At 57.1% G+C, this 22,910-nt stretch carries 21 protein-coding genes; 3 read left to right on the forward strand and 18 right to left on the reverse strand.

Annotated features, from left to right (window positions below):
• Positions 1–229: 229 nt before the first annotated feature.
• The 9 genes from SCM96_14930 to SCM96_14970 all read right to left on the reverse strand — a co-directional run bounded on the left by SCM96_14930 (position 230) and on the right by SCM96_14970 (position 7,593).
• Positions 230–1,348, reverse strand: a complete 1,119-nt coding sequence (locus SCM96_14930; protein ID MDW7761919.1) for an integron integrase — start codon at positions 1,346–1,348, stop codon at positions 230–232.
• Positions 1,349–1,672, reverse strand: coding sequence for a type II toxin-antitoxin system PemK/MazF family toxin (locus SCM96_14935; protein ID MDW7761920.1), 324 nt, complete (start codon positions 1,670–1,672; stop codon positions 1,349–1,351).
• Complete coding sequence (locus SCM96_14940; GenBank protein ID MDW7761921.1) at positions 1,663–1,932, reverse strand: AbrB/MazE/SpoVT family DNA-binding domain-containing protein; 270 nt, start codon at positions 1,930–1,932, stop codon at positions 1,663–1,665. The genes SCM96_14935 and SCM96_14940 overlap by 10 nt, the downstream gene beginning before the upstream one ends.
• A gap of 182 nt (positions 1,933–2,114) precedes the next feature.
• On the reverse strand, positions 2,115–5,300 hold the full coding sequence (locus SCM96_14945) for a type ISP restriction/modification enzyme (GenBank protein MDW7761922.1): 3,186 nt from the start codon (positions 5,298–5,300) through the stop codon (positions 2,115–2,117).
• A gap of 177 nt (positions 5,301–5,477) precedes the next feature.
• On the reverse strand, positions 5,478–5,864 hold the full coding sequence (locus SCM96_14950; protein MDW7761923.1) for a type II toxin-antitoxin system VapC family toxin: 387 nt from the start codon (positions 5,862–5,864) through the stop codon (positions 5,478–5,480).
• 2 nt (positions 5,865–5,866) lie between these two features.
• Entirely contained in the window at positions 5,867–6,100 is a 234-nt protein-coding gene (locus SCM96_14955) for a CopG family transcriptional regulator (protein MDW7761924.1), read from the reverse strand.
• Between the two features lie 122 nt (positions 6,101–6,222).
• Positions 6,223–6,558 carry a type II toxin-antitoxin system RelE/ParE family toxin gene (locus tag SCM96_14960; GenBank protein ID MDW7761925.1) on the reverse strand — a complete coding sequence of 112 codons (336 nt, stop codon included), beginning with the start codon at positions 6,556–6,558 and terminating at the stop codon, positions 6,223–6,225.
• Positions 6,555–6,836, reverse strand: a complete 282-nt coding sequence (locus SCM96_14965) for a type II toxin-antitoxin system Phd/YefM family antitoxin (protein ID MDW7761926.1) — start codon at positions 6,834–6,836, stop codon at positions 6,555–6,557. The genes SCM96_14960 and SCM96_14965 overlap by 4 nt, the downstream gene beginning before the upstream one ends.
• Positions 6,837–7,242: 406 nt before the next feature.
• On the reverse strand, positions 7,243–7,593 hold the full coding sequence (locus tag SCM96_14970; protein MDW7761927.1) for a DUF2200 domain-containing protein: 351 nt from the start codon (positions 7,591–7,593) through the stop codon (positions 7,243–7,245).
• Between the two features lie 96 nt (positions 7,594–7,689).
• Here SCM96_14970 and SCM96_14975 point away from each other — a divergent pair, with 96 nt between their 5' ends.
• Both SCM96_14975 and SCM96_14980 read left to right on the forward strand, forming a co-directional pair.
• The gene (locus SCM96_14975) at positions 7,690–8,391 is read left to right on the forward strand and encodes a polyprenol monophosphomannose synthase (GenBank protein ID MDW7761928.1); all 702 of its coding nucleotides are present in this window, start codon (positions 7,690–7,692) and stop codon (positions 8,389–8,391) included.
• A 9-nt stretch (positions 8,392–8,400) separates the two neighbouring features.
• On the forward strand, positions 8,401–10,755 hold the full coding sequence (locus SCM96_14980; protein MDW7761929.1) for a glycosyltransferase family 39 protein: 2,355 nt from the start codon (positions 8,401–8,403) through the stop codon (positions 10,753–10,755).
• Between the two features lie 6 nt (positions 10,756–10,761).
• Here SCM96_14980 and SCM96_14985 read toward each other — a convergent pair whose 3' ends face one another.
• A complete protein-coding gene (locus tag SCM96_14985) occupies positions 10,762–13,437 on the reverse strand; it encodes a DUF5916 domain-containing protein (protein ID MDW7761930.1) in 2,676 nt (891 codons plus the stop codon).
• Between the two features lie 44 nt (positions 13,438–13,481).
• On the reverse strand, positions 13,482–14,744 hold the full coding sequence (locus tag SCM96_14990) for a Xaa-Pro peptidase family protein (protein MDW7761931.1): 1,263 nt from the start codon (positions 14,742–14,744) through the stop codon (positions 13,482–13,484).
• A gap of 243 nt (positions 14,745–14,987) precedes the next feature.
• Between SCM96_14990 and SCM96_14995 the strand changes: the two genes are divergently transcribed.
• Entirely contained in the window at positions 14,988–15,311 is a 324-nt protein-coding gene (locus tag SCM96_14995) for an L-rhamnose mutarotase (GenBank protein ID MDW7761932.1), read from the forward strand.
• A gap of 177 nt (positions 15,312–15,488) precedes the next feature.
• On the opposite strand, the gene SCM96_15000 is transcribed toward SCM96_14995, so the two are convergent.
• From SCM96_15000 to SCM96_15030, 7 genes are all read right to left on the reverse strand, one after another.
• On the reverse strand, positions 15,489–18,734 hold the full coding sequence (locus tag SCM96_15000) for an L-fucokinase (protein MDW7761933.1): 3,246 nt from the start codon (positions 18,732–18,734) through the stop codon (positions 15,489–15,491).
• 12 nt (positions 18,735–18,746) lie between these two features.
• On the reverse strand, positions 18,747–19,712 hold the full coding sequence (locus SCM96_15005) for an NAD-dependent epimerase/dehydratase family protein (GenBank protein ID MDW7761934.1): 966 nt from the start codon (positions 19,710–19,712) through the stop codon (positions 18,747–18,749).
• Positions 19,709–20,380 carry a hypothetical protein gene (locus tag SCM96_15010; protein MDW7761935.1) on the reverse strand — a complete coding sequence of 224 codons (672 nt, stop codon included), beginning with the start codon at positions 20,378–20,380 and terminating at the stop codon, positions 19,709–19,711. The genes SCM96_15005 and SCM96_15010 overlap by 4 nt, the downstream gene beginning before the upstream one ends.
• Positions 20,381–20,608: 228 nt before the next feature.
• A complete protein-coding gene (locus SCM96_15015; protein ID MDW7761936.1) occupies positions 20,609–20,920 on the reverse strand; it encodes a nucleotidyltransferase domain-containing protein in 312 nt (103 codons plus the stop codon).
• On the reverse strand, positions 20,908–21,300 hold the full coding sequence (locus SCM96_15020) for a HEPN domain-containing protein (protein MDW7761937.1): 393 nt from the start codon (positions 21,298–21,300) through the stop codon (positions 20,908–20,910). The genes SCM96_15015 and SCM96_15020 overlap by 13 nt, the downstream gene beginning before the upstream one ends.
• A gap of 174 nt (positions 21,301–21,474) precedes the next feature.
• Entirely contained in the window at positions 21,475–22,497 is a 1,023-nt protein-coding gene (locus SCM96_15025) for an NHL repeat-containing protein (protein MDW7761938.1), read from the reverse strand.
• 179 nt (positions 22,498–22,676) lie between these two features.
• Positions 22,677–22,910, reverse strand: a 234-nt coding sequence (locus tag SCM96_15030; protein MDW7761939.1) for a transposase, incomplete at its 5' end; no start/stop codon positions are given.

Consider the following 22,910-nt stretch of genomic DNA (forward strand, 5'->3'; position numbering starts at 1 on the left):
CTGCCCTCTCATGACGCCGGCACCTCATTTACACGCATGTCATCCGCCGCCGAACAATGTTTATATGTATCCATATATAACCCTAAGGACGGCATTGAGTGCCGTATAAGACGCCTGCGAATACGGCATCATTTCGGGCCTAATTGCATTGTTTTCAACATCTCCCGGCAACATGATGTTATTATCATAGCGTTTTATACGGATCGGCATAATATTCTTCATGATCAGCTCAAAGACCATCAACCGGGCTCCGAACTCCGGCCGGTCCGCGGTTGAGGACATGCGTGTAAATCATCGTCGTTTTGACATCGTTATGGCCCAAGAGTTCCTGGACCGTCCGTATATCATAGCCTCCTTCCAACAGATGTGTGGCGAAAGAGTGACGGAAAGTATGGCATGTGGCTCGCTTGGTCAATCCAGCCCGGGTAACCGCGTCCTTCACGGCTTTTTGAAGGATAGATTCATCAATGTGATGGCGTCCCTCTTCTCCGGTCTTCGTATTCCTCCAGCGGTTTTCTTGGGGGAAGATCCACTGCCAGCGCCATTCAGAAGGTGCGTTTGGATACTTTCGGTCCAAAGCTTCGGGCAATTGAACGCGCCCCCATCCAGCAGCCAAATCCTTTGCGTGGATCTCCTTGACCTTCGTCAGATGATCCTGAAGCGGAACCTTGAGAGAAATGGGCAACATCGTGATCCGGTCTTTCGCCCCTTTGCCGTCACGGACGAGAATCTCGTTCTGCCCAAAATCGATGTCCTGTACACGCAAACGCAGGCATTCGCTAAGCCTGAGACCTGCTCCATACATGAGCGATGCCATTAGCCATTTAAAACCGGTGAGTTGCGCAAGGACGGATTTCACCTCGTCGCGGGTCATGACCACGGGAAGGCGCGTGGGTTTACGGGCGCGGATGACTTGGCCCAGGTCACCCACCTCGCGCCCAATGACGTGGCGATAGAGGAAAAGAAGAGCCGCAAGCGCTTGGTTCTGAGTCGAGGCGCTTACTTTTTCATTAACGGCCAGATGGGTGAGAAATGAATTGATCTCAGGCTCGGCCATTTCGGCAGGATGACGGACTCCATGGAAAAAGATAAATCGTCGCGCCCAGTTGCAATATGTCTGTTCCGTTCGGTGGCTGTAATGACGGGAGCGCAAAGATTCTCGGAGAAGGTCGAGTAACCGCGGCTTTTTAAAGGAATATGGAGTCCTGTTTTCCCGTAAATAGGACGGCCAAGCCGACAGTTCTTTATAAACCCCGCTTTCCACATGGGTATATTTACTCAGAACCGCGTGATATGTCAAGAAAATCGGGCTTATCGCGGCGATGGAATTTCTGCCTAACATCTCCACTTACTCTGCGAACATCTCCGACAGCACGCTCAATGCCGCCCGGCCTGTCCTGCCGTCAATCTCCCCAAGCCTCTGGACCAGTCGCTCCTTGTCCACTGTCCGCAACTGATCCAGCACCACCTGACCATCTTTTCCCCCGAAGCGGCACTTCACTCGCGTTGGGTAATCCCGCCCCTTCGTCGTCATCGGCGCCACGATCACCGTTCTGATGTGCCGGTTCATCTCGGCCGGCGACACCACGACACACGGGCGCTTCTTCCGGATCTCGCTTCCCACCGTTGGATCCAGATTCACCAGGTACACCTCAAATCGCCTCACGTCCATTCCCACTCGTCCTTATCCCACTTCGTGAGACTGACCGCCGTCTCATCCGGCATCCGGTCATCACCCCGCTTGGCCATGTCCCGGAATGCCGCGTCCCATCCGTCGCGCGAACGACACACCGGACGGATAATCAACTGATCCTCCTCGACGGCCAACTCGACTTCCTCGCCCAACTCGAGCTGATCCAGGAGGAGCTTGGGGATTCGCACGCCCTTGGAGTTGCCGATTTTGACAATCCGAGTCCGAGCAACCGTACTCATCTTATCACCTCACTGCTCAAAGAATGTGATTACATTGTACTCACATTCTATCGGGTGTCAAGTGGCTATTCCGGTCAAACCGGCCGCTGATTCCGGCATAAAATGTCCACGGATCGGAGCGAAGCGACGCTGGATGATCATTCTATGTCTTCTGTCCATCTTGTGGACGCCTGAATCCTCGGTTACTTTTTTGTTGGGTTGTCTGTTTTGCTTTCCTTTTCAGAATCCGTCATGGAAACGATCTCTCGTTCCGCCTCGGGATAGAGGGCGTCGATCTCGCGTTGCAATTCGATGGTCCGGCCCAGTGCGGTCACGATGCGGCAGTAGGTGCGGATGTCATCGAGTTCAAGGCGGCGTTCTTTCCGGTCCTTAAGCCACTTCTCACAAACCTGGTAGCCGCCGACCTGATATATCCAGACGGCTTCAGGCACCGGCGCGAAGTGCTGCGAGGCGTTTATGTAGACGCGCTGTTCTTTGGCATCATAGCGCATGCCGGTCTTCCGATCTCTGCCGATGCGGCCATCGCCTTCCCCCTCGAATCGGCAGGCAGGTGGGTCGAGATCTGGGGACTTGAGCAGGTGCAGCCCGACGAGTTTCTCTCCCATAGCTGCCAGTTTCTCAAACAACTCCGCATCTGCCGTGAAGGGAATACGGGGGAAGTCCATTTTCAGAAACTCGGCGTATTTCTTCCGGTACGCGGGCGCGTAAAGCACGGCGTAGATATAATGGAAAATGTCTTCCGGCGTGGGCTCTTTGCCGTAAGCTGTCACCAGCTCGGTGACAATGGCCGGATTCAGGTTCGGGCGACGTTCGGAGGGTTCATGATGAGTAAAAAGATCTTTTCGGTCGGCGGTCGGGTAGAGGTAGAGGGGAAACATTACGTTCCCGCCCCGGTAGAACAGGTTTAGATCGTCAATGTTATTGGTACAGAAAACCAGGTTCCATTGCCTTTTCCCCACAACCTGACCCTGCCGCCCAATACAGAACGCAAGGTTGTCACCAGGAAGCATGTGGCGCATGACTTCGGGGCGGGGCATGCACATGAATCCACGCGAACGGCCCGTATAATAGGTATGCCGTAGATCGAATGGCCTATAGAGAATAGGCACAACCCTATCGCGTGTTGGACCCGAATCCAGTAAATCTTTTTGAGCGAACCTCACCCTCCAGTCTCGCCTGTCCTTTCCGAGCCGATATCCATGCCGGGCTAACTCAGGATCCATTCGCGAGAATACAGTGACAACTTTCCAGACTTCCTCAGGTGACCACTGAATGGTCAATGCGTCCCGTGCAGTAAAGAGACCAATCACATTTTCAGGGCAAACCTGAGAAATACTGGGGAAGCCGTTGTACTGTGCTTCAAGCGCAGCGTCGCGGGGTATAAACATATAAAAGGGCGAGGAAGGATGGACCTTATTCCATTTCATTTTTTCACGATCGTGCATGTTCAGCCAGTCGTACTTGGCTTCCCGAAGGCCATAATATTCCGCATGACGTACAACAGCATCGGCCTTCGTCTTGCCACCTCGCTTAACAAAGAATGCGATGGCGACACCCTGGCGGATGTCGAACACGTTCTTGTCGGGGCTGCCGTCAGGGCAGGTCTCCTTCTTAAGCGAATTGCCGTGCAGGTCGAGGATGTAGATGTCGTCGAAAGTGCGCATGAGGCTTTGGCGCATGCCGCGGAAGGTCGGGTTGTCGAGGTAGCCGTGATTGGTGATCATGCCGACGACACCGCGCTCGGCCTGCTCTATTTTCCATTGGGCGAAGCGCAGGAACTTGACATAGTCGTCCTGCAACCACTTCGGGTTCTTTTCTCCCAGGGGCTTGTCGTCCACCTGCTTGTAAGTGTCGATGAGTCTGCGGATCCAATCGCCGATGTTGGTGGAATGGCCGGAATAGGGCGGATTTCCGAGAATAACGAGAATGGGGGTCTGTTTCTTGACGACTCCGGCAAGTCGGGATTCTTCCGCCAGCGCGGAGAAGCCGGGAAGGCGGCTTTGCTCGAGTTCCTCGGTGTCGAGGGTGTTGGTGAGGTAGAACGGGACGCGCTCATCGTCGGCGAGACGATGGCCAAGCTCTTCAAGAAAGAAGCTCATCTTGAGGTGGCCGACGGCGTAGGGGGCCATCATGAGTTCGAAGGCGTAGAAGTTCTTGAGGATGTGGCGGCGGATGAAATCCTCGCGCCCGCCCTTGCCGTATTTGGTCTCGAACTCGGCGACAGCCTGCTGGGCGGCGCGGGCGATGAAGGTCATGGTGCCGGCGGCCGGATCGAGCAGAGTCACGCCCTCGGAGGCAAGGCCGTCGCGTTTTCCGAAGTCGGTCTTGAGCAGGCCGTGGAGGGAGCGGACGATGTAGCCGACGACCGGTTCGGGCGTGTAATAGACGCCCCGGCGTTCGCGCTCGGCGGGGTCGTAGTGCGCGAGGAAAGTCTCATAGAAATGGACGATGGGGTCGCTGCCTTTGCCCTCGTGGTAGTAGCGGTCGAGGATGCCGGGGGCGTCGGAGACGGCGAGCACTTCGGCGATGTCGTCCACGCACCAGGCGAGTTGGTCGGGCAGGTCGCCCAGGGAGATGAAGCGGAACAGATCGCGAAGGACACCGATGGTGTGCGGGATGCTGTCGAACGCGGCACGGCGGCTGAACCCCTCACCGGAGCGGGTGCGGGCGGCGAATAGGCCGTAGGTGATGGTCTGCGCAAAGAGGTCGGCGAAGTCTTCGGGCGTGAGGGTGCCGATCAGGAAGGTCCGGAATGCCTCGAAGAATCCTGACAGAACGCCGGGCGCGTCCTTTTCCTGCCCGAGTTGCTGAGCAACCACATCCCGCAGGAAGCGCGTGCGCTTGGCCAGCTCCACGGCAAGCGATTCCGCCGTGAATACCTTCGGCAGCGAGAAATCGAGAAACCGGTCGAGCAGGGCATGCAGGTCGCCGGATTTTTCGAGGACTGGGGTTGTGCGCAGGCGTGTGAGTGCATAGGGGCGGGCGGCAAGCACCGTCTGCATGAGTTCGCCGTTGCGGTAAAGGCGGAACTCGAAGAAGTTGGTGAGGACGAGGTTCGGGAAGGTGGCTCGGTAGCGCCTGAGTTGTTCCGAGTCCTCGATCGCGTCCAGCCGTTCTTCGGCCGGCTTCTTGGCTTCGACGTAGCCGACAATCCGGTCCTTGCCGTTCCAGAGGCGAAAATCGGGGTTGCCCGCGTCGGTCGGCTTCGGGAGCGTGGTGACGCGGACATGCCTGCGTCCGGTCGACTCGGCAAGCGTCTTCAGCATGTCGGCAAGTGCGGGGTAGAAGCTTTCCTCGCGCGCATCGCCATGTTGCGCAACGGCGTGGAGTTCCTTGAAGAAGGCTTTGAATATCGTCTGATCGCTCATGTCATCCTGCTTGATGAATCGCACATCGGGCTTTTGACAACCGGTTCAGTTGAGCCCCCATTTTCATAAATGGATTATGACTCGCTTCTTGGAGGGATGTCAAGAAATCGCCCGGGCGAACGCAGCCTTATCAGCGGCGCGGCCTTTCAGCGTCCGCTGAAGCCGTTTGCCGGCCTTCTATGGCTTTTTGTAGGCAGGTGACAAGCCCTTCATCATTGGATAGTGTTTGGTATTCAACGTCTTGAATTCCGCATCTTCGAGTTTAGCGGTCGCAGCCAAGATGGCATCGGCAAGTCCGACTCCGTGCGACTTGCCATAATCCCTTTTGTACTGTCCGCCGGCCTTCGCGATCTCGACATCGACAGGAATGACTCGGAATAATGAGACGAAGTTCTCGATTGTCGTTTGTTCAGCATCGCCTTTAACTCCGGCATACAACTCGGCAACGACAACGGATGACAAGATGATCCGGGAGGAATTGGCATTGACAAAGGCAACCGCCTTGCTGGAACCCCGAAAGAAATCCACAAGAACATCCGTGTCAGGGAGTATGGCCCCGGCCATGATCAGATCCTATCCCATTCGGCCCGCATGGCTCTAAAATCAGGGAGATCCTCACGGTCCTTCCAGATTCCGGCAGCCTCGCGCAATACAATCTCCCGCCTGTTGCGGCCCTCTTCGTCGATGAGGCGATCAACGGCCTCTCGAATGAGTTCGCTCTGCTTTTTCCCAACCGTCTTGGCAATGGCCGCCAATTCGTCGCGCTGACGACCTGTCAGGTATATCTGCGTTCGCACCATGTCGCACCTCCAGTGATGTATACATCTAGATTATACATCGCTTATAGTTCCTGTCAAGGTTAACGGCCGGCGCACCAGCCGCGCGCGTTAGCGCGTCGGACTGGATGCCTTTGTCGGCAGGTTTACAGCATGGACCCAATTAATCTTTTTAAGAGAATGTCCTCAACATTCCGTCTTGAATCTAAGACAGATACTACATAAACACTCTTCTTTGATATTCTATAAATGATTCTCCAAGGGGATACTATTAACTCACGATATTGAGTAATTCCTTGTTCTTGAAGTTCAGGAAGGATGCGTCCTCTATCTGGAAAAGAATAAAGACACGATGCTTTTTCCTTAATTTCCTTGAACTTATCATAGGCAATTGAGGGGCTATTTTGAGCAATGTATTCTATAATGCTTATGAGATCCTTCTCTGATGTCTCAGACCATATGATCTCATATATTCTTTTCATTTCATTTTTTTTCTCAGGAGATTCTCAATATTTGCAAAAACTTCTTCTTGAGATTTTGATTTCCCAGCTTTGATATCTTCTTCTCCTTGTGAGATAAGCTTCAATATGCCCAGGGCATTCCTCATATTCTCATAACTCTCCGGATCCTGCAGCACAGCTTTCGGTTCTCCATTTTGAGTGATCACGACCGGTCGATGCGTTTCGTTTATTTGTTTGAGTAAATCAGCTGCTCTGGATTTAAGGTAGGTGATAGGTTTTATGTCTTCAGATAAGTTCATTTCAGCACCTCCGGTCTTTATATGGTACCATAATAAGCCCGATTGTCAAGATCTATGATGAGGGTTACCGTCAACCTAAATATTCCGCACGAAACAATCTTGAAATATTTGTTTTGGCGATTTTCGATGGCGCGAAGCCGATTCAACGCCTTTCGCCGGTTTCGGTAGCGATCTCCGGCTATATGCATCCGGACCTCGTCGGCACGGCGTATCAACTCTTGAAATGGATGCATCAGCTAATCGCTGAGCGATAGAATGGAAGGCGAATTAAATGCCGACATTCAGCCCCGGATTCGTGGGGAATGTAGGTTATTATACACCTAACCGGTCCCAATCAGCGGCGGGTCGTGAAGCGACCGTAAGTAGCAACCAGTTTTTAACGCCCGCCGTACGTGATACACAGGGATTACCGTCGCAAAATCTTGTCCAGTGTCTTTCCCTTTGCGAGCTCATCGATCAGCTTGTCCAAACAGCGTATTTTTTTCATCAGCGGATCTTCGATGTCTTCCACGCGAACTCCACAGACGACGCCTTTGATAAGCGAGCTGTTTGGATGAATGGCCGGGGCTTGAGCAAAAAAGGTTTCCAAATCGTTTTCCTGCTCGATTTGCCGCTGCAATCCTGCCTGGTTATAACCGGTCAACCAGAAGATGATTTCGTCGACTTCTTCTTTCGTCCGATTTTTGCGTTCCGCCTTTTGAACGTAGAGGGGATAGACCCTGGCAAGTTTCATCGCGAAAATCTGATGTTGAGGCACGGATATTATGCTATTCTTCGCTTGTTGCGCTGTCAAGATCAGAGCCGCCCGGCCGGCAAATTGACTTCCCCTCCCCTTTCAATTATCTTGACTGCCGTGAAAGCCTGCGTCGTCATCCCGACATACAACGAGCGCGAGGGGCTGGCCGCGCTTGTCTCCGAGATCCGGAAACAGGGCGTTCCCCTCGACATCCTGATCGTCGACGATTCATCCCCCGACGGCACCGGACAGGAGGCCGAAGCCATCTCTCGAAAAGACCCCGGCGTGAAGGTCCTGCACCGCGAAAAAAAGGAAGGCCTGGGCCGCGCCTACCAGGCGGGCTTCCGCCGGGCGCTGGACGCGGGTTACGACACAATCCTTCAGATGGACGCCGATCTGTCCCACGATCCCGCCGTTCTGCCGCTGTTTCTCGACAGGATCAAATCCCGGGACGCCGTTTTCGGCAGCCGGTATTACCGCGGCGTCCGCGTTCACAACTGGTCCTTCAAGCGTCTGCTTTTAAGCAAATTTTCAAACGACTTCATCCGCTTGATGCTGCGCCTGCCGACCACGGACACCACAACGGCCTTCAAGTGTTTCCGCCGGCAGGTCCTGGAAGACATCGATTTCGAATCCCTCCGGGGAAAACAGAACGCCTTTCTGATTGAACTCGTCCATCGAACGGTGCGGCGCGGTTTCCGGACCGAGGAGATTCCGTTCACCTTCCGGGAACGCGAACAGGGCGAATCCAAAATGAATATCGGCGTGGCCTTCGAATCGCTTTTCACGGTTCTGAGGCTGGCGCTGCTCGGGAAGTAGATCGAGGCCATGATCCCCCGCAGCAAAACCGGAACCGTCCTGATCCTCGCTCTGATTCTGGCGGGGGCGGCGTTTTTGCGCCTCCATCGCCTGGGGGACCGCCCCCTCTATTTCGACGAACCGCATCACACCGTCCTTCCGGCGACCCTGCCTCTTCCGGAGGTTCTCCGGACCAATTACGGAAGCGTTCTCTATCCGGCTCTCGTCCATGTCCTTCTGCCGGCCGGACAAGTCGAGGCCATGGCCCGCCTGCCGGCAGCCGTCTTCGGGATTCTCGCCGTCGCGGTTCTTTTTCTCATCGGGATGCACGTCTTTGGAAAAAGGGAAGCCGCCGTCGCGTCTCTTTTCGCGGCGACGTCCGGCCCATTCATCTATTTTTCCCAGCAGGCCCGCGCCTATACGGGACTGCTTCTTTTTTCGCTTCTTGCGCTCTATTTTTTTATCAGGGCGGTCAAGGACAACCGGTGGGTGTTTTGGGCGGGATATGCCGTCTCCATGATTCTCGGCGCCTATCTGCATTTCATTCAACTGGTTCTCCTGCCCGTTCACGGGACGGCGCTCGCGCTGTGGACGGCCGCCTTTTGGATGAAGCGTCTCAAGGATCCGGAAAAGCGCAAATCTTCCCCGCTCCGTCCCCTGCTTTGGTTCTCGGCCGCCTCGGCGGTCTCCCTGGCCGTAACCTACATCCTCTATCTTCCCACCCGAAACGCTTCAGCCGGCGAGGTGAGTTTTTTCGGCCTTCTTGAAACCAGCGTCCGGGGGTTGTTCGGCGGCCAAACGGGGCTGGCTCTGATCCCCTTCATCCGGGAAACCTTTCCCCGCCTCCTGGACTACGAGGTCTGGCCGCTTCTCTTCTTCGCCAAGATCCTTCTGGCCGTCGCCGGCCTCATGTTCTGTCTGAAAGACAAGACCCGGGAATCGGTTCTTTTTTTCATCTATCTTACGCTGCCCTTCATTTTATTCGTGTATTCCAACCCGGCCGATGTCTACAAAAGCGGCCAGGACAACAAATTCATCTTTTTGACGCCGATTCTCTTTCTGCTCATGGCCCGGGGGTTCTCCGCCATCGACGATTTCGCCGCCCGGAAAAAACCGGCCCGGACCGTCTGGCGCGTTGTTTTCGCCGGCGCGGTTTTGCTGGGAGAAGGCGCCGGCCTCTGGGAATACCGCATGACCCAATGGGAATGGATGTCTCTGCCGAAGAACCGCGAGGTTGTCTCCGTCATGACAAAGGGCGCCGACCCGGACGACATGATTCTTTCCGACGGCCTCGTCAACCCCTTGGCTTTCATCTTCGTCCGGCCGCTCGATCTTCCCGGAACGCAACAGCCCGGCCTCATCTTTTTCGAAACAGGCGGTGAGCATTTCCTTATGAATCACTCCAGACCGGCCAACCTCTGGGTTCTTCTCCATAAGAGACGCCTCAGCGCGGAAGCCGCCCGCCGTTTGGAATCCCTCTCGATCCACATGGACATTCGATCGATCCCGCCCTATACCCTGATCCGTCATGCCGACCCGGAAACATCCCTGCTTGACAAAGTCCGGCAATGGACATCGTTCTTCAAGACGCTGCCGATCGAGGAGGACGCACACCGGCGCACGGATCTTTCCCGGGCTTATATGAATTTGATCGCGGGACGCGATGTCGAGGCTCTGGAGATCCTCGACACCCTGTCTCTTCGGCCCGCCGAAAACCCCCGTTCTCTCCTTCGGCCCCGGTTGAACATCGGCGGCGACATCGAACAAGCCTTCCACGAAAACATCAATTTTTATCTCATTCATAATGCCCGGTTGGCTCTGGACCGGGGAGATGCGGCAACGGCGGCGGAACTCCCGGACCGGATCCTGCCGGCCGACCGCCGCATCAACGAGGTCCGCACCGCCGCGCACACCCTACGCGCCGAAGCCCATTTTGCCCGGGACATGAAGGAGGACGCCGTTCGCGAATATGCCGATGCGCTCGCCTACGCCCCGTCTCCCGACGTTGAGGCCCGCTGGATTCAGAGAATCGGGGAAATCCGGGGCCTGCCCGCCGGAGTCCTGATCCGTCAATCCGGAGGCGAACTCCACATCCGATGGTGGAGCGACGACAGGCGGGAGTTTTCGGGACGTCTCGAATCCTCCGAACCCATCGTCCGGGTCCGGGAGTTCCGGCTGGCGGAGGCCGACCGGCACCGGGCCGGAGACGGCAGACTGGACTTCACCGGTCTTTCCCGGAACCGATACGTCAAGGGACTGACCATCGACACCAAGAGGCCCGCCCGATACGAAATCCGCATCCGGATCCCGGACCTCCGCCCCCTTGAAAACTTCCTGATCGTGGTTGCCGATCCGGAGAACCCCGGCGGAATTGTTCTCCGATAAAACGGATTACAGCTCGAAGCGATAGGTGAACTTGACCTGGAAGATATTGTCTCCCGGGGCACTCAGGAGATCCTGGAAATCCCGGCCCGGGTCGAACACCCCCGGCCGCGAATGATCCTCCCGCCTCTGCGTCCAGACAAGGTAGAGCATGGAGCCCGGCCGATATTCCCAGCGGAGAACGACCGTCCCGCGGAGAGACTTGAGACTGAATTCCGGGTCGGGGAAGGAAAACGGCCCGGCCGGACCGTCGCCGTCCGGATCCACGAAATAGGTCCGTCCGTCATAGGCGATGGTCGAGCCGTTTTCGCCGTAGAAATTGAAATCGAACGTCCGGACCGCGGCCAGCTCCTTGAATTTCGAGAACGTTCCGGTCCCGATGTAGGGTTGAAGATAGACCTGGAGGCTGAGTTTCGGCGTGAAGGTCCAACTCACTCGGGTTTCCACGGGAAAAGTCCTCTGGTCGACGTCGGACAGGACATAGCGCGTGCCCAGGGTCGCCGTCATCAGAGGATCGGGAACGGCCATGATCCACTGCCCCTGGGCATAGCGGAATTGGTAAGACGGATTCACCGACAGCCGCAGGTTCGGTCCGGGTTTCCAGAGAAGCGAGACTCCCCAGGACCAGTTGTAGCCGCCGTCCGGATGGGTCCGGTAATGCCCTCGAACCCCGCCGACGAGCGTCTTTCTATCATCGGATGAGAGGGATCCGCGCAAGGTCTGACCCGAAGGATAGAGGGCCATCGGGCCGCCCCGGGTGAGATAATGGCTGTATTTCGGAGGCTCATAATCCAGGTGAAGAACGGCTTTCCAATAATTGAGAAACTGGGCTTCGCCGTCGAGATACCAGTACTCCCCGATCCGCTCACCACCGAAATCGTGAGTCCGGTAGTATGTCAGAGTGCCGATCCACCTCCGGAAAATCCGTCCGGGGTGAAAGGATTGGAACCCGGTTTGAACGTGGCCGTTTGTGAGATCCCCCCGCGTGTGATAGCCGAGGTCGTTCGCCTGAAAACCGGGAGACATGGCGCCCAGACTTGCATTGAAAACGAACCGGCCCTGCTGTTTGTTGAGGACGGCCCGGCCCGCCCAGCCTGACAACGATGTCGCCTCTTCGTCGATATTGACGTATGCGGCGTCAGGCCTCTGAAAATAGTGAAGGGAGGATTTCTGGAGCCGGGTCAGGGCTTCTCGGCTGCCGGAGACGGCGCTGCCCCCCAGCCAGCCGGTCAGGGCCCAGATTTTGTCCTTGTCGAGAAAGCGCCAGCCGTCAACGCCGAAGACGACCGCGTTTCGCGCAAGCCGCCCGGCCAAATCGGAATCCTCCAAATCCCGGAAAACGGATGTGGCGATGAAACCGAGTCCGCTACGCCCTTCCCCGAATTCCTTGAGCCCGCGGAGCACACCGTAACCGGTCGGCGGCTCCACCTCGAGCGTCGATCGGGCTCCGGCCCGGTCGATTTCCGCCTCCGCGCTTCCGGTCAGGGCGGCCACGGCGCCGAGGCTGAAGCCGCGTCCGACTTTGCCGGTCATTTTGGCCGCGGCCAGGATGGGCGTCCAATCGGGCGAATCGACGAAGCCGGCCGTGCGGACCGCTCCCTGCGGCGCCCGCCCGACGCGTCGGCTGTAAAAAAAAGCGGGCAGAGCCCAACCGTAGCTCCGCGTCTGGCTTGCCCCCTGGGTGCCGAAACGGAAGATATCGGCGCCCTCGATGAAGAACGGCCGCTTTTCGACATAGTAAGTTTCCTGGTCGCTGATGTTGATGACGGCGGGGTCAACTTCGACCTGGCCGAAATCGGGATTGACGGTGGCGTCGAGTGTCAGATCGCTCCTCAGTCCGACCTTGAGATCAAAGCCGGCGTTCCCCGAAGCTTCGCTCCCGGTCCGGAAAGGATTCCCCTCCTCAGCCGGACTGAGACCCGCCCGGGCCGTGACATAGGGCCAGACCTCGGTGCTCCGTCCCGGACGAAGGCCATCAAGTCCGGTCAATACGGCGAACCGGGAGACATAACCGCTCTCCTCCTTTGGCACCCAGGAGAAAAAGACCTCCTCGTTTTTGCGTTTGATGATCCGGCGGAAGTTCACACCCCAGACCTGCTCATCTCTTTTCTTGAACCGGAGCTGCTGCGCCGGAATACGGATCTCGACCGACCAGCCGCCATCGTCGACGCGGGCGGCGCTTTCCCAGACGCCGTCCCAAGTCTCGTCTTTGTCCTCATCGTTGAACAGGGTTCCGTCGCAAATGGAACCGGCCGGGTTGACGCCGAAATAGTAACCGCTTCGCCTGTCGAAATAGGAATCCAGGGCGATGAAAAACCAGTCGGAATCGACGAGTTCGTCCCTTCGTCCGAGAATGCCGGAAATGCGGGATGGGTCGGAATCGGCAAGCCGGGCGGCGACGTAGATATGCGTTTCGTCGAAAGCAACCCAAACCGTCGTCGTCTCGGAGGGCGGGGCGCCGTCAACCGGATCGCGTTGAATGAACTCGCTCGCTCCTTCGACCGTCCAGACCGCCTCCGAGAGCACGCCGTCGATGCGCGGCGGTTCGGCGAGGCGGCGGGCCCGAATCGTTTTTTCCTGCGGAGGATCGGCCGCTTCAAGGATCCGGGGCGCAAGCGGAAGCCAAAGAGCCGCCAGCAGAACCGCTGCAGCGGCGGATTTCATCTTGATACCGTGAACGGACATCGCGGACATCGTTTTCGGCAACAGAGAGAAATCGTTCGCTCCGGTCAGGCCGTCCCGAAAGGCTCGTCGATGGCCGTCGACTCCATCCCTCCAAGGTGCCGGGCGCCGTCTTCGGTGACGACAAAACAATCCTCGATGCGGATGCCGAACTCGTCGTAGATGTAAATCCCGGGTTCGTTACTGAAAGTCATGCCGGGTTCGAGCTTGAGGGTGTTGCCTTTGACGAGATACGTATATTCATGGCCTTCCATGCCGATTCCGTGCCCAAGGCGATGGGCGAAATACTTGTAGCCGGGACCGTATCCGGCATCCTCGACGACCTTGCGGGCCGTCCGGTCCAGAGTCTCGCAGGTCACGCCGGGCCGCGCCGCGGCCAGAGCGGCCGCCTGGGCTTTGCGGACGATGTCCCAGACCTTGCGCTGTTTGTCGGTCGGCGTTCCGAACACGACCGTCCGGGTCACGTCGGAGCGGTATCCCTCGACGCCACAGCCGCCGTCGACGAGAACGATGTCCCCCGGCTGGAGATTGCGTTGAATCCGGGATCCGTGGGGAAAGGCCGTCAACGGTCCGAACTGCGGACCGCCGCCTCCTTGGACGCCCATTTTCTGGGTCGCGGCGGCGATGGCGGCTGAGAGCTCCCTCGTGGTCATGCCCTCGCGGAGCTGCTTGAAGCCCTCGCGGTAGGCGATCTTGGTGATCCGGTTGGCCAGATCCATGTAGGCGATTTCCTTGGCATCCTTGATGCCCCGGCAACCCTCGGTGATTGGAGCGCCTTCAACGATCTCGGCTCCGGAGAGATACTTTTTCAATCCGAATATTTCGAAGGCCCGCAGATCCGGCGCGGCGGCCAGCCGGCCCGCTGAAGCCCCGATATCCTTCATGACACCCGCGATGAGTCGATAGGGATTTTCGTGTTCATCCCAGGTCCGGATCTCATGCCCTTCGGGAACGAGCTCTTCGGCTCTCTTGAGCTCGAAGGCCGGGCAGATCCAGACCGGATCCTTCTTCCGGCTCAGAACCACGCCGAACACTCTCTCGCTCAGCCACCAGCTCACTTTGGAGAAATAGAGAAGATTCGTGCCTCCCCCAACATAAAGGGCGTCCATGCCGTGTTCGGCCAGAAGCCGCACGGCTTTCTCACGGCGGGCCTGGAAATCTTCCGGCGTCAGGGGTTTGACGCCGGCCACCATGTTCCGGAGTTCCTCTCCGTCTGACAGGGGCAGGGACGACAGCGTCCCCGGAGAAAGGCTCAGGGAAGCCAGCGACAGGCCTCCGGCCTGCAAAAAGCGGCGGCGGGTAAAAGACATGGATGAATCCTCCATACGCTTTGCGTTTTCTCGGAAATATAAAATATCACATTTCATGATTGCCTTAAAGAAAAAAAATCGATGCCGGTTGCAACAGACAACGGTTCCTGAGTGGAGATCGGTTTCAATCCGGAAAATCAAATTCCGCCGGCAGGTTTTCGAACCATGTCAAGAAAATCGGACTTGATCGGCAATGCGGCCCCGGTCTATAGTGGCGGCTGAATCCATCCCGGAGGCAAAGCCATGACGCGATATGGGCAGATCATCCGGCTGAGGCCGGAAAAACAGGAGGCTTACCTCGCGCTTCACCGTGAGGTCTGGCCGGAGGTTCTAAAGACGATCCGGGAATGCCATATCCGCAACTACACAATCTTCCTTCGGGACGGTGTCCTGTTCGCCTATTTCGAGTATCACGGGACGGATTTCAAGGCCGACATGGCGAAAATGGCCGCCGATCCCAAGACGAGGGAATGGTGGGCCCTGACCGATCCCTGCCAGCAGCCTGTGGCGGGTGCCGCGCCGGAAGAATGGTGGGCGCCTCTTGAGGAAGTCTTTCACGCGGACTGAGCACCGTATTTTTTATCGGCCGGATTGCATCCGATGCCAAGCGCGGTGCAGAGTCTCACGCTCTGCGGAAACGATCTCCAAGACTGAGATCGATAATCCGCAACAATAACGACGCTGTTCGATCTGGTGATATCTGTTCGCAGGAAACGAGGAAGCGCCAAAAGTTTCGGGATCGGATCAGCTGACCGTGACCGTCAGCCCAACCGTGTCGATATTGAAATCGAAGAACCGGGCCAGGCTGTTCGGCGGGCGGCGTTCGAGAACCCGCCGGACCGACGCCGTTTCTTCAGCCGTGGGACAGACCATCAGAATGAACCCTCCGGCGCCCGCGCCCATGAGCTTTGCGCCCAGAAGATAAGGGCGGACGGCGGACAGGATGCCTTCGATGACCGGCGTCGTGGATTCAGGATCGAGTTCCTTCTTGAGTTCCCAGGCCCTGTTCAGGCCGCAGCCGAATCCCTCGATATCCTTTGCCGCCATCACGCGCGCCAGATGCTGCGGGAAGGCGTGGATGTCCCTGAGAGTGGCGATCGAACGGCGGTCTCGATCGAGGTAGGCGCCGACAACTTCCCGGAGGATGTTTTTGGCCAGGCGGCGCAGGCCCGTATAGTAAAGGAGCGTCCGCCCTCCGTTGAGGCCGGGATCCAGAACGCCGGCTGGAACATTTTGGACGGAAGGCTTCGGGACAAGTCCGGGACCCGTCGTGATCATTTTCACGCCGGGCAGCACCCCGCCGACCTGGTCCTGCCAGCCGCCGCCCGTCGTCAGTTCCTGTTCAAGTTGCAAGACCTGATGAAAAAGCTCCCGTTTCTCCGGCTTCCGGCCGATCATGCGATGGATGACGCTGAGGAGAACAGCGCTCATGATACTCGATGTTCCCAAACCACTGCCGCTCGGGATGGCGGCCAGAGTCGTGAGTTCGATGCCGCCGCCGAATTCCCGAAGCAGGGCCGGCAGATTTTTTTTACTTCTTCGACAGGAAAGCGCCTCAGGCCGAAAACCACAGAGCGCCAAAGCGGCCTTGGCCAGAGCGAAACGGCTTTCGGGGCTCCTATAGTCAAGCAGCTCCGCAAAATCCCGGATGACCAGGCGAAGGCCGTGATCGATGGAATGGATCCGGATCTCGGGTTCGGAAATGAGCCGGCCGTACGCCTGGATCGGGGGCTGGCCGTTAAGATCTACGGCGGCGTTGATCACGCAGCCCCCGTGCTCGAGCGAATACGGCGGCGTGTCCGACCAGCCGCCGCCGAGATCGAGTCGGGCGGGCGCCCGTCCCCAGACGATCTCGTCGCTGCGCAGGGCATTGCGCGGCGGTTCACATCGATCTCCGGATCCTGCGACGATGGCCCGTCCGAGCTTGTGGAAAGCAATGTCCCGGACCTGTTTGCCCCATCGGGAAGCCGATCCCGCCGCGGCAGGTTTCAACCCCAGAGAAACCCACCGTTTTCTTTCATCCCGGTTCAGACATGACGCCGCCGCGGAAACAGTCTCAAGCGTTAAAACTTTCTCCCTCGCGGCGAAAACGGCGGCCGAGCCCAGGGAATGAATCATCCGGGCTGAGTTCAGCTCTTCAAGAACCGGGGCTTTTCGATGTGAATCGTCAGGCCGGAGAATCAACCGGAGGATTTCCGCAATAACCTCAGGCCGTTCCCGGGCGGGGGTGGTTTTTATGAGGAAAGCCAGTTCCCGGGCCGAAAATTCACCGGCCGGACTCAAGATCTCCCGCCAAGAACCCCGGATCCGCCGGAGGCGATGCCGGATGCGGCGGTCATGAAACTCCGCGTGGTCGGCCAGGCGCGCCATCTCCTCGAAGCTGTAGCGGTCGGCCTCCCGCCAACGCCGTTTTTGGAGCGGATCGGGAGATTCCCCAAAGACCCACATCCAGGATTCGGCTTCGACGGCGGTTTTCAGCGCCGGAAAAAGCCGGGCGTTCCATAAGCTTCGCTCCTTGACCGGAACGGTCGCATCCCAGATGTCGGAATCCCTCGCTTCCATGGCCTTAAGCCAATCCGAAAAGGGACGGTTCAGGTAGTGAGCGCCCTGCCCGTCCGGTTGATGAAAGCGATCGTCGATGCCGTAAAAGCGGAAGAAGCGGACCGGCCTCCCCTGCCGGTTTCTTCCAGGAAGGAGATCCAGGACCGTCCGGGCGGGCAGGGTCGCGGGCCGGGAAATATCAGCACCGGCGACGATGTTACCGCCCTTGAGACGAAGAGGCGCCGCGATGAGACAGCCTTCAACGAGCGAGTCGCGGCCGGAGATCGAACCTCCGTCCCGGATGTCGTTATCGATCGAGAGACAAGCTCCGGCGGCAGACGGATCGCCGTCCCGGCCGAGCATTTTTCGGCCGCTGGAGACGAGTTCCCGCAGGGTCCCGAAATGGAGAAACCGGCAACGGGGAACCACCCGCACATGGAAAGGGATGCGGGACATCCGGCCGAAGATCCGCCGCAGGATGGGGACGGGAATTTTCGAACCCGCCTCGCGGACTTCGGCAAGGTAGGCATCGAAAGAAACACCGGTTCCCTGGGCGCAACTGACATCGCGGTAGAGATCGAAGCCGAATTTTTCGACCCAGCGGGAAAATTCAGGTCCCCGGACATAGTTGATATTTTTTTCTGAGGATTCCTTGGCCCGCGCTCCGGCCAGTCGTAGAAGTTCGACGGCGGCCGGGGGGCTGATACTCTTGACTCCGATATCCATGACGGCCCGGCCGCGAGCGTCAAGAACCCCGGCGCGGCGGAGCTTTTCCGGGGACGGTTTCTGAAAAAAGGCCCGAACCCAGCCGTTCTTCCCCGGGACATACACGCCGTGATGCGACGCCAGGCCGGGGTCGGCGGGACACCCGATGTCCGTGATCCCGTCGCCGTCAAAGCGGACGGCCGCCGGGTCGAACGACAGAAAAACGTCACCCGTGACAACCACGACATGTCCACGGCGGTTGACGGGAGCCGGAATCGATAGATAGTTGGCAAGCTGCCGGTCGAAAAGCGTGTGAGGGAGGACGCGGTCGTCTCCGCCGGGAACCGGAATAAACAGCTTGCCGCAGGGTCCGTAAGGAGGCAGCCGCTTCGAATCGCCTCCGGCATGGACGATCAGAATGCGAAGACGCTCGAAGACGCAGCGCCATCGGCTCTCGGGCATCCGGGATCCGCCGCATTCCCGCTCAAGGATCCGGAGCAGGCAGAGAATCGTGCTTCCCCCGCTTCCGATCCGGCGGCCGCCGGGATCGGGAACGACTTCGATGCGGGAAACCCGGCCAAGCAAACCGAGATCTTGTCGCAACTCGAGCTGCCGCCGGGCAGCCGACGCCTGATCTTCATTCGACGCGGTAACAATGAGATAATCCCACCCCGCACCGCCCGATTCCAACCCTCCGCCTCGGATGTGTTTCCCCTGCCGGTTTCGGACCGGGACGGTCGGCATCGGCAGGCCGCCCTACTTCTTCCGGGCGGCTTCGACTTGATCCCGGACCCAGGGATAGGTCCGGGCGATGCCGTCCCGAAGGGAGAATTTCGACGTCCAACCGATCGCCGCGATGCGGTCGTTGGTGAAGTTCCGGGCCCGGACGCCGACCGGTCCGGGAATGTATCGCAGGCCGATGTTTTTTCCCGACACTTCGGCGATCGTCCGAACGAGTTCGGTCACAGAGACGTATTCCCGACGGCCGATGTTGACGCCGTCCTCGAGATCCGAATCCATGAGAAGACGGATGCCGTCGAGGAGATCGTCGACGTAGGTGTAGGCCCGCATGGCCGAACCGTCGCCCCAGACCTCGATCTCTCCCCCATTTTCAATCTCGGCAACCTTGCGGCAGAGGGCGGCCGGCGCCTTCTCCCGGCCGCCGATCCAGGTTCCCTCGGGACCGTAGGTGTTCTGAAAGCGGGCGATTCTTACAGCCATGCCGGTGCGGCGGCCGTAGGCCATGGCGATCCGTTCGGCATAGAGCTTTTCCCAGCCGTATTCGTTATCGGGTTGGGCGGGATAGGCGTCCGCCTCGGAGAGGTCGGGCTCATCGGGCGCCATGTCGCGGTAGACGCAGGCCGACGAGGAAAACAGATAACGCGAAACGCCGGCTCTGGATGCGGCGTGCGTCATGTGGATATTGATAAGGGCGCTGTTGCGCATGATCTCGCATTCGGCGCTGGAGATGAAGCCCATGCCGCCCATGTCGGCGGCGAGCTGGTAGACTTCGTCCAGGGGCCCGGCGGGCGACGGGGAGACGGCCTTTTCACAGTTGTCCTGTTCCCTGAGATCAAGGAGAAGAAATTCGTCGGCCGTCGTCGGGGCGAATTCCGAGCGTTTGAGGTCGGCGCCGCGCACCCAGTATCCTTCGCTTTTCAATCTTTTGACGAGATGGCCGCCGATGAAACCGCCGGCACCGCAGACGAGGGCTTTTTTCATGACAGAACTCCTTCCATATTCCGCGCGGGCGGAGAGCACATCATCATTAAAGCGATCTCACGGACCGTCAGGACAAGGACATCGGGCGCCCGGCATTCCCGGGTTGCGGGATAGATGTCGATAAGACGCCGGGTAAGCGTCTGCCCGGCTTCGTCAAAGACGAACTCGATGAACATCAGGTTTTCCTGTCCCTCGACGAGATAGATGTTGCGGCGGCCGTTTTCGATATCCCAGCAGATCCCCACCTTGTCGAGATCGATCAGCCTTTTGAACTCGCCGTGGCGGATGATATCGAGAAGGAGGTTTTCCGGAAGGACTTGCATGACGGTGTTCTGTTCGGGTTCCCAGGCCATGGCGTCCTTGTCGAACCGGCGGAAATCGCTGACGTAACAGACCGTTCCGGATGTTTTATCCCGGACGACTCCCTCGATCATGCCGACCAGGACTTCGTCGGCCCTGGAATAAGAGGTTTTCATCTCTTCGCTCATCGACCGGTGATAGGGCTGCATGGCGAACTTCGGCGGCGGCGGAGGCGCGGACTCAGGCTTTGTTTCAACCTCGGGGGCGCGGGCGCAGGCCGCGGTGAAAAACGCCAGAAAGAGGGCAAGGCATCCCCAGCCCGTTATAGGTGTTATCCGAGATCTTCGATCACGCCCGTGTCTCATCATGGTCCCTCGTCTGATTCATTCATGTCTCCGGCCGGGCCGTCCACCCGGCCGGCGGATTCATGCTGCCACACTCACCCCGCCATGTCAACGCAACCAGAACCCCAAGGAATCCTTATACTATGAATTCATGCAGAGCCTGCCGGATTTCGAAACCCGCATCCTCCCCGAGGGCAGCGGCAGTCTGGCCGTCAGCTTCAAAAAGAAATGAGCCTGTCCTATGCGGTCAGGTCAGGCTACGCGTCGCCCCTGTCGGATGATCGCCTCAAGGATGCTTGCGGCTTTAGGTTTTTCGTACTCGTCCTGGAAGATGCAGCGGGGTTCAATGCGCACGTCGACAAGACGCCCCAAGCGGCAGAGACGGGCGGCGATGGCCAGCCGCCGGTCATGGTCGGATCCCCGGATGACCACTCCGACATCGATATCGCTGCCCTCGCGCGCCGTATTCCCGGCGTGGGATCCGTATAAAAATACCGTCAGGACCGGGAATTCCCGGCCGGCGAGTTCGGCGAATTTGCGGACGACGGCCGTCACGTCGTGCATGCCCGCAGCCATTCCAGGATCTTCAAGGTATCGCGGTAAAGTCCCGCAGCTTCCTTTTTTCCGATCAAGCGCGTGAGTTCCGCGTATTCTTCGGAGTATCGCGATTCGATGTAATAGGCGTTGAGCTTTTCCAGAGTTTCCAGCCGTCGGGAGTCCGCGTCAAGCCGATCTTTGACTTCTTCAACGAGACGCAAAAGGTTGTGCGTATGGGGAGGGGCCTGCTTCCTGTGACGGACGATGATGGCCTTCAGAGTTTTCTCGACGGCCTGCTGGCAGGTAAAGGCAACGTACAGGTAGCGACCGGCATCGAGCATGGCCTTGGCCGTCTCGATGTCATAGCGTGCCAGCGCCAGCCAGTTTTTGACTACATCTTCGCCCATCGGCGCTTATTGTAGACGACCCGGAACAGCAGGTCAACCCGATGCGCCGGGAGGCGGCGCGGCCGAACACTACGAATTCATGCAGAGCCTTCCGGATTTCGAAACCCGGCTTTATGTAACCAAAGCCTGTAGCATAGGCCCCCCATTTTCCGGCACCTTCAAAAATACATAACATTACTCTAGGATTCTAAATACAAATGTTGCAGAATCATTCACGCCTATCCATTGATGATCAATATGCCGACATATTCCTAAAGGCCATAGCGGTCGTCCAGTTTCCTCTTCGACAAATTCAATTTCATCAATTTTTTCCCCCGAATTGTCGAAGATAATCATGACGGGAACCGTTGGAACCGCAAAGATTCTTCCACTCTTTGGAGATATGGCAATATCCTGGAAAATGACCCCGGATCCCAGCGCTCCTTCTAAAATATTCCTTCTTACTATATTTTGATTTTCTTTTATTTTCTGTTCGATTCTTTGTGCTTCAGGGGTGACATCATAGATCATCTCTCCCTTGGGATTGAACTTGCGAAGAACCGGAATGTATTGATAAAGCAAATAAATGTTATCCATATCATCCGAGCGAATAAGAGAACTATTCAGAAGTATCGGATAAGAATCATATAAGACTTTTTTCTTTCCCGATTTTAAATCGGATTTCTCGATCATCGGATCAAGCCAGGGAATCTCTTTTTTGACTCCGAACGATTCCAGTATGTTTCCCTGGATATCAATCTTCGAATACAGACGGCCTTCCCCGGCATTATTGATGAGGACCTCTCCGCTTGATAAGCACGTCACCGATTGAACCGAACGATTCACAGGAAATACCGCAATTGATGTTCCGTCTGTGTCGAGCACCTGAATTCTGGTATTGAAATAATCCACAACCCACAATCTATTGAGTTTATCAATGTCAAAATCCCACGGCATGTTGAATTCTCCAGGTCCTTGTCCAAATCCACCAATCCTTCGAATGACCTTGAATGCCGGAGTCAACACCATGATGTTGTGCTTTCTCGAATTCAAGACATAGATGTTTCTGTTCGTATCAACTCTGACTTTATGCCCTCCGGTATTCGAAACAATTTTTACCTCAATGATTGTCTGTTTTTGCTCTTGGGCCAAGCACTCCGATGGGCCGATGAATTGAAAAAAAAATAGGGTCGAGCACCACAAAACGACATGTTTCATTGGAAGCCAACCTCCTATTCCAAATCTTTTTCCCTTATTCATCGCCACTTCTATTCTGATCGTCAAAGAATTGAATTTTTCTGATAGATGTATGTCGAACAATAAAATCCTTCATGAATTCATCTTTAAGGATATGTCGAACGATAAGTATTATTAATCTTCTCATTATTGTATAGACATCATGCTGCGTAGGCTGTCGATGGAGATTGGAAAAACGATTTGATTAGATTTGGTGATCTTTGAAGAGATCGCATATGAGCCAGAACATCTCTCCTCATCTGGTTCGGATCGTGGATGATCTTCCGGCCAATTCCGTTGTTTTTCAGGTCGTTCCATACATATTCATCCGGATTCAGTTCCGGCGAATACGGAGGAAGGAAATACAATCTCAGTCGTTTCGACTCCGAGGCGAC

Source organism: Acidobacteriota bacterium (assembly GCA_033549365.1).
In the GTDB taxonomy this organism is placed as follows: domain Bacteria; phylum Acidobacteriota; class Aminicenantia; order Aminicenantales; family Saccharicenantaceae; genus JAWSUF01.

Bases quoted from the DNA above. Each gene is read 5' to 3' on its own strand.
- SCM96_14935 (MDW7761920.1), bottom strand. From the start codon at position 1,672: ATGGACGTGAGGCGATTTGAGGTGTACCTGGTGAATCTGGATCCAACG.
- SCM96_14940 (MDW7761921.1), bottom strand. From the start codon at position 1,932: ATGAGTACGGTTGCTCGGACTCGGATTGTCAAAATCGGCAACTCCAAG.
- SCM96_14945 (MDW7761922.1), bottom strand. From the start codon at position 5,300: ATGAGCGATCAGACGATATTCAAAGCCTTCTTCAAGGAACTCCACGCC.
- SCM96_14950 (MDW7761923.1), bottom strand. From the start codon at position 5,864: ATGGCCGGGGCCATACTCCCTGACACGGATGTTCTTGTGGATTTCTTT.
- SCM96_14955 (MDW7761924.1), bottom strand. From the start codon at position 6,100: ATGGTGCGAACGCAGATATACCTGACAGGTCGTCAGCGCGACGAATTG.
- SCM96_14960 (MDW7761925.1), bottom strand. From the start codon at position 6,558: ATGAAAAGAATATATGAGATCATATGGTCTGAGACATCAGAGAAGGAT.
- SCM96_14965 (MDW7761926.1), bottom strand. From the start codon at position 6,836: ATGAACTTATCTGAAGACATAAAACCTATCACCTACCTTAAATCCAGA.
- SCM96_14980 (MDW7761929.1), top strand. From the start codon at position 8,401: ATGATCCCCCGCAGCAAAACCGGAACCGTCCTGATCCTCGCTCTGATT.
- SCM96_14985 (MDW7761930.1), bottom strand. From the start codon at position 13,437: ATGTCCGTTCACGGTATCAAGATGAAATCCGCCGCTGCAGCGGTTCTG.
- SCM96_14990 (MDW7761931.1), bottom strand. From the start codon at position 14,744: ATGTCTTTTACCCGCCGCCGCTTTTTGCAGGCCGGAGGCCTGTCGCTG.
- SCM96_14995 (MDW7761932.1), top strand. From the start codon at position 14,988: ATGACGCGATATGGGCAGATCATCCGGCTGAGGCCGGAAAAACAGGAG.
- SCM96_15000 (MDW7761933.1), bottom strand. From the start codon at position 18,734: ATGCCGACCGTCCCGGTCCGAAACCGGCAGGGGAAACACATCCGAGGC.
- SCM96_15005 (MDW7761934.1), bottom strand. From the start codon at position 19,712: ATGAAAAAAGCCCTCGTCTGCGGTGCCGGCGGTTTCATCGGCGGCCAT.
- SCM96_15010 (MDW7761935.1), bottom strand. From the start codon at position 20,380: ATGATGAGACACGGGCGTGATCGAAGATCTCGGATAACACCTATAACG.
- SCM96_15015 (MDW7761936.1), bottom strand. From the start codon at position 20,920: ATGCACGACGTGACGGCCGTCGTCCGCAAATTCGCCGAACTCGCCGGC.
- SCM96_15020 (MDW7761937.1), bottom strand. From the start codon at position 21,300: ATGGGCGAAGATGTAGTCAAAAACTGGCTGGCGCTGGCACGCTATGAC.
- SCM96_15025 (MDW7761938.1), bottom strand. From the start codon at position 22,497: ATGAAACATGTCGTTTTGTGGTGCTCGACCCTATTTTTTTTTCAATTC.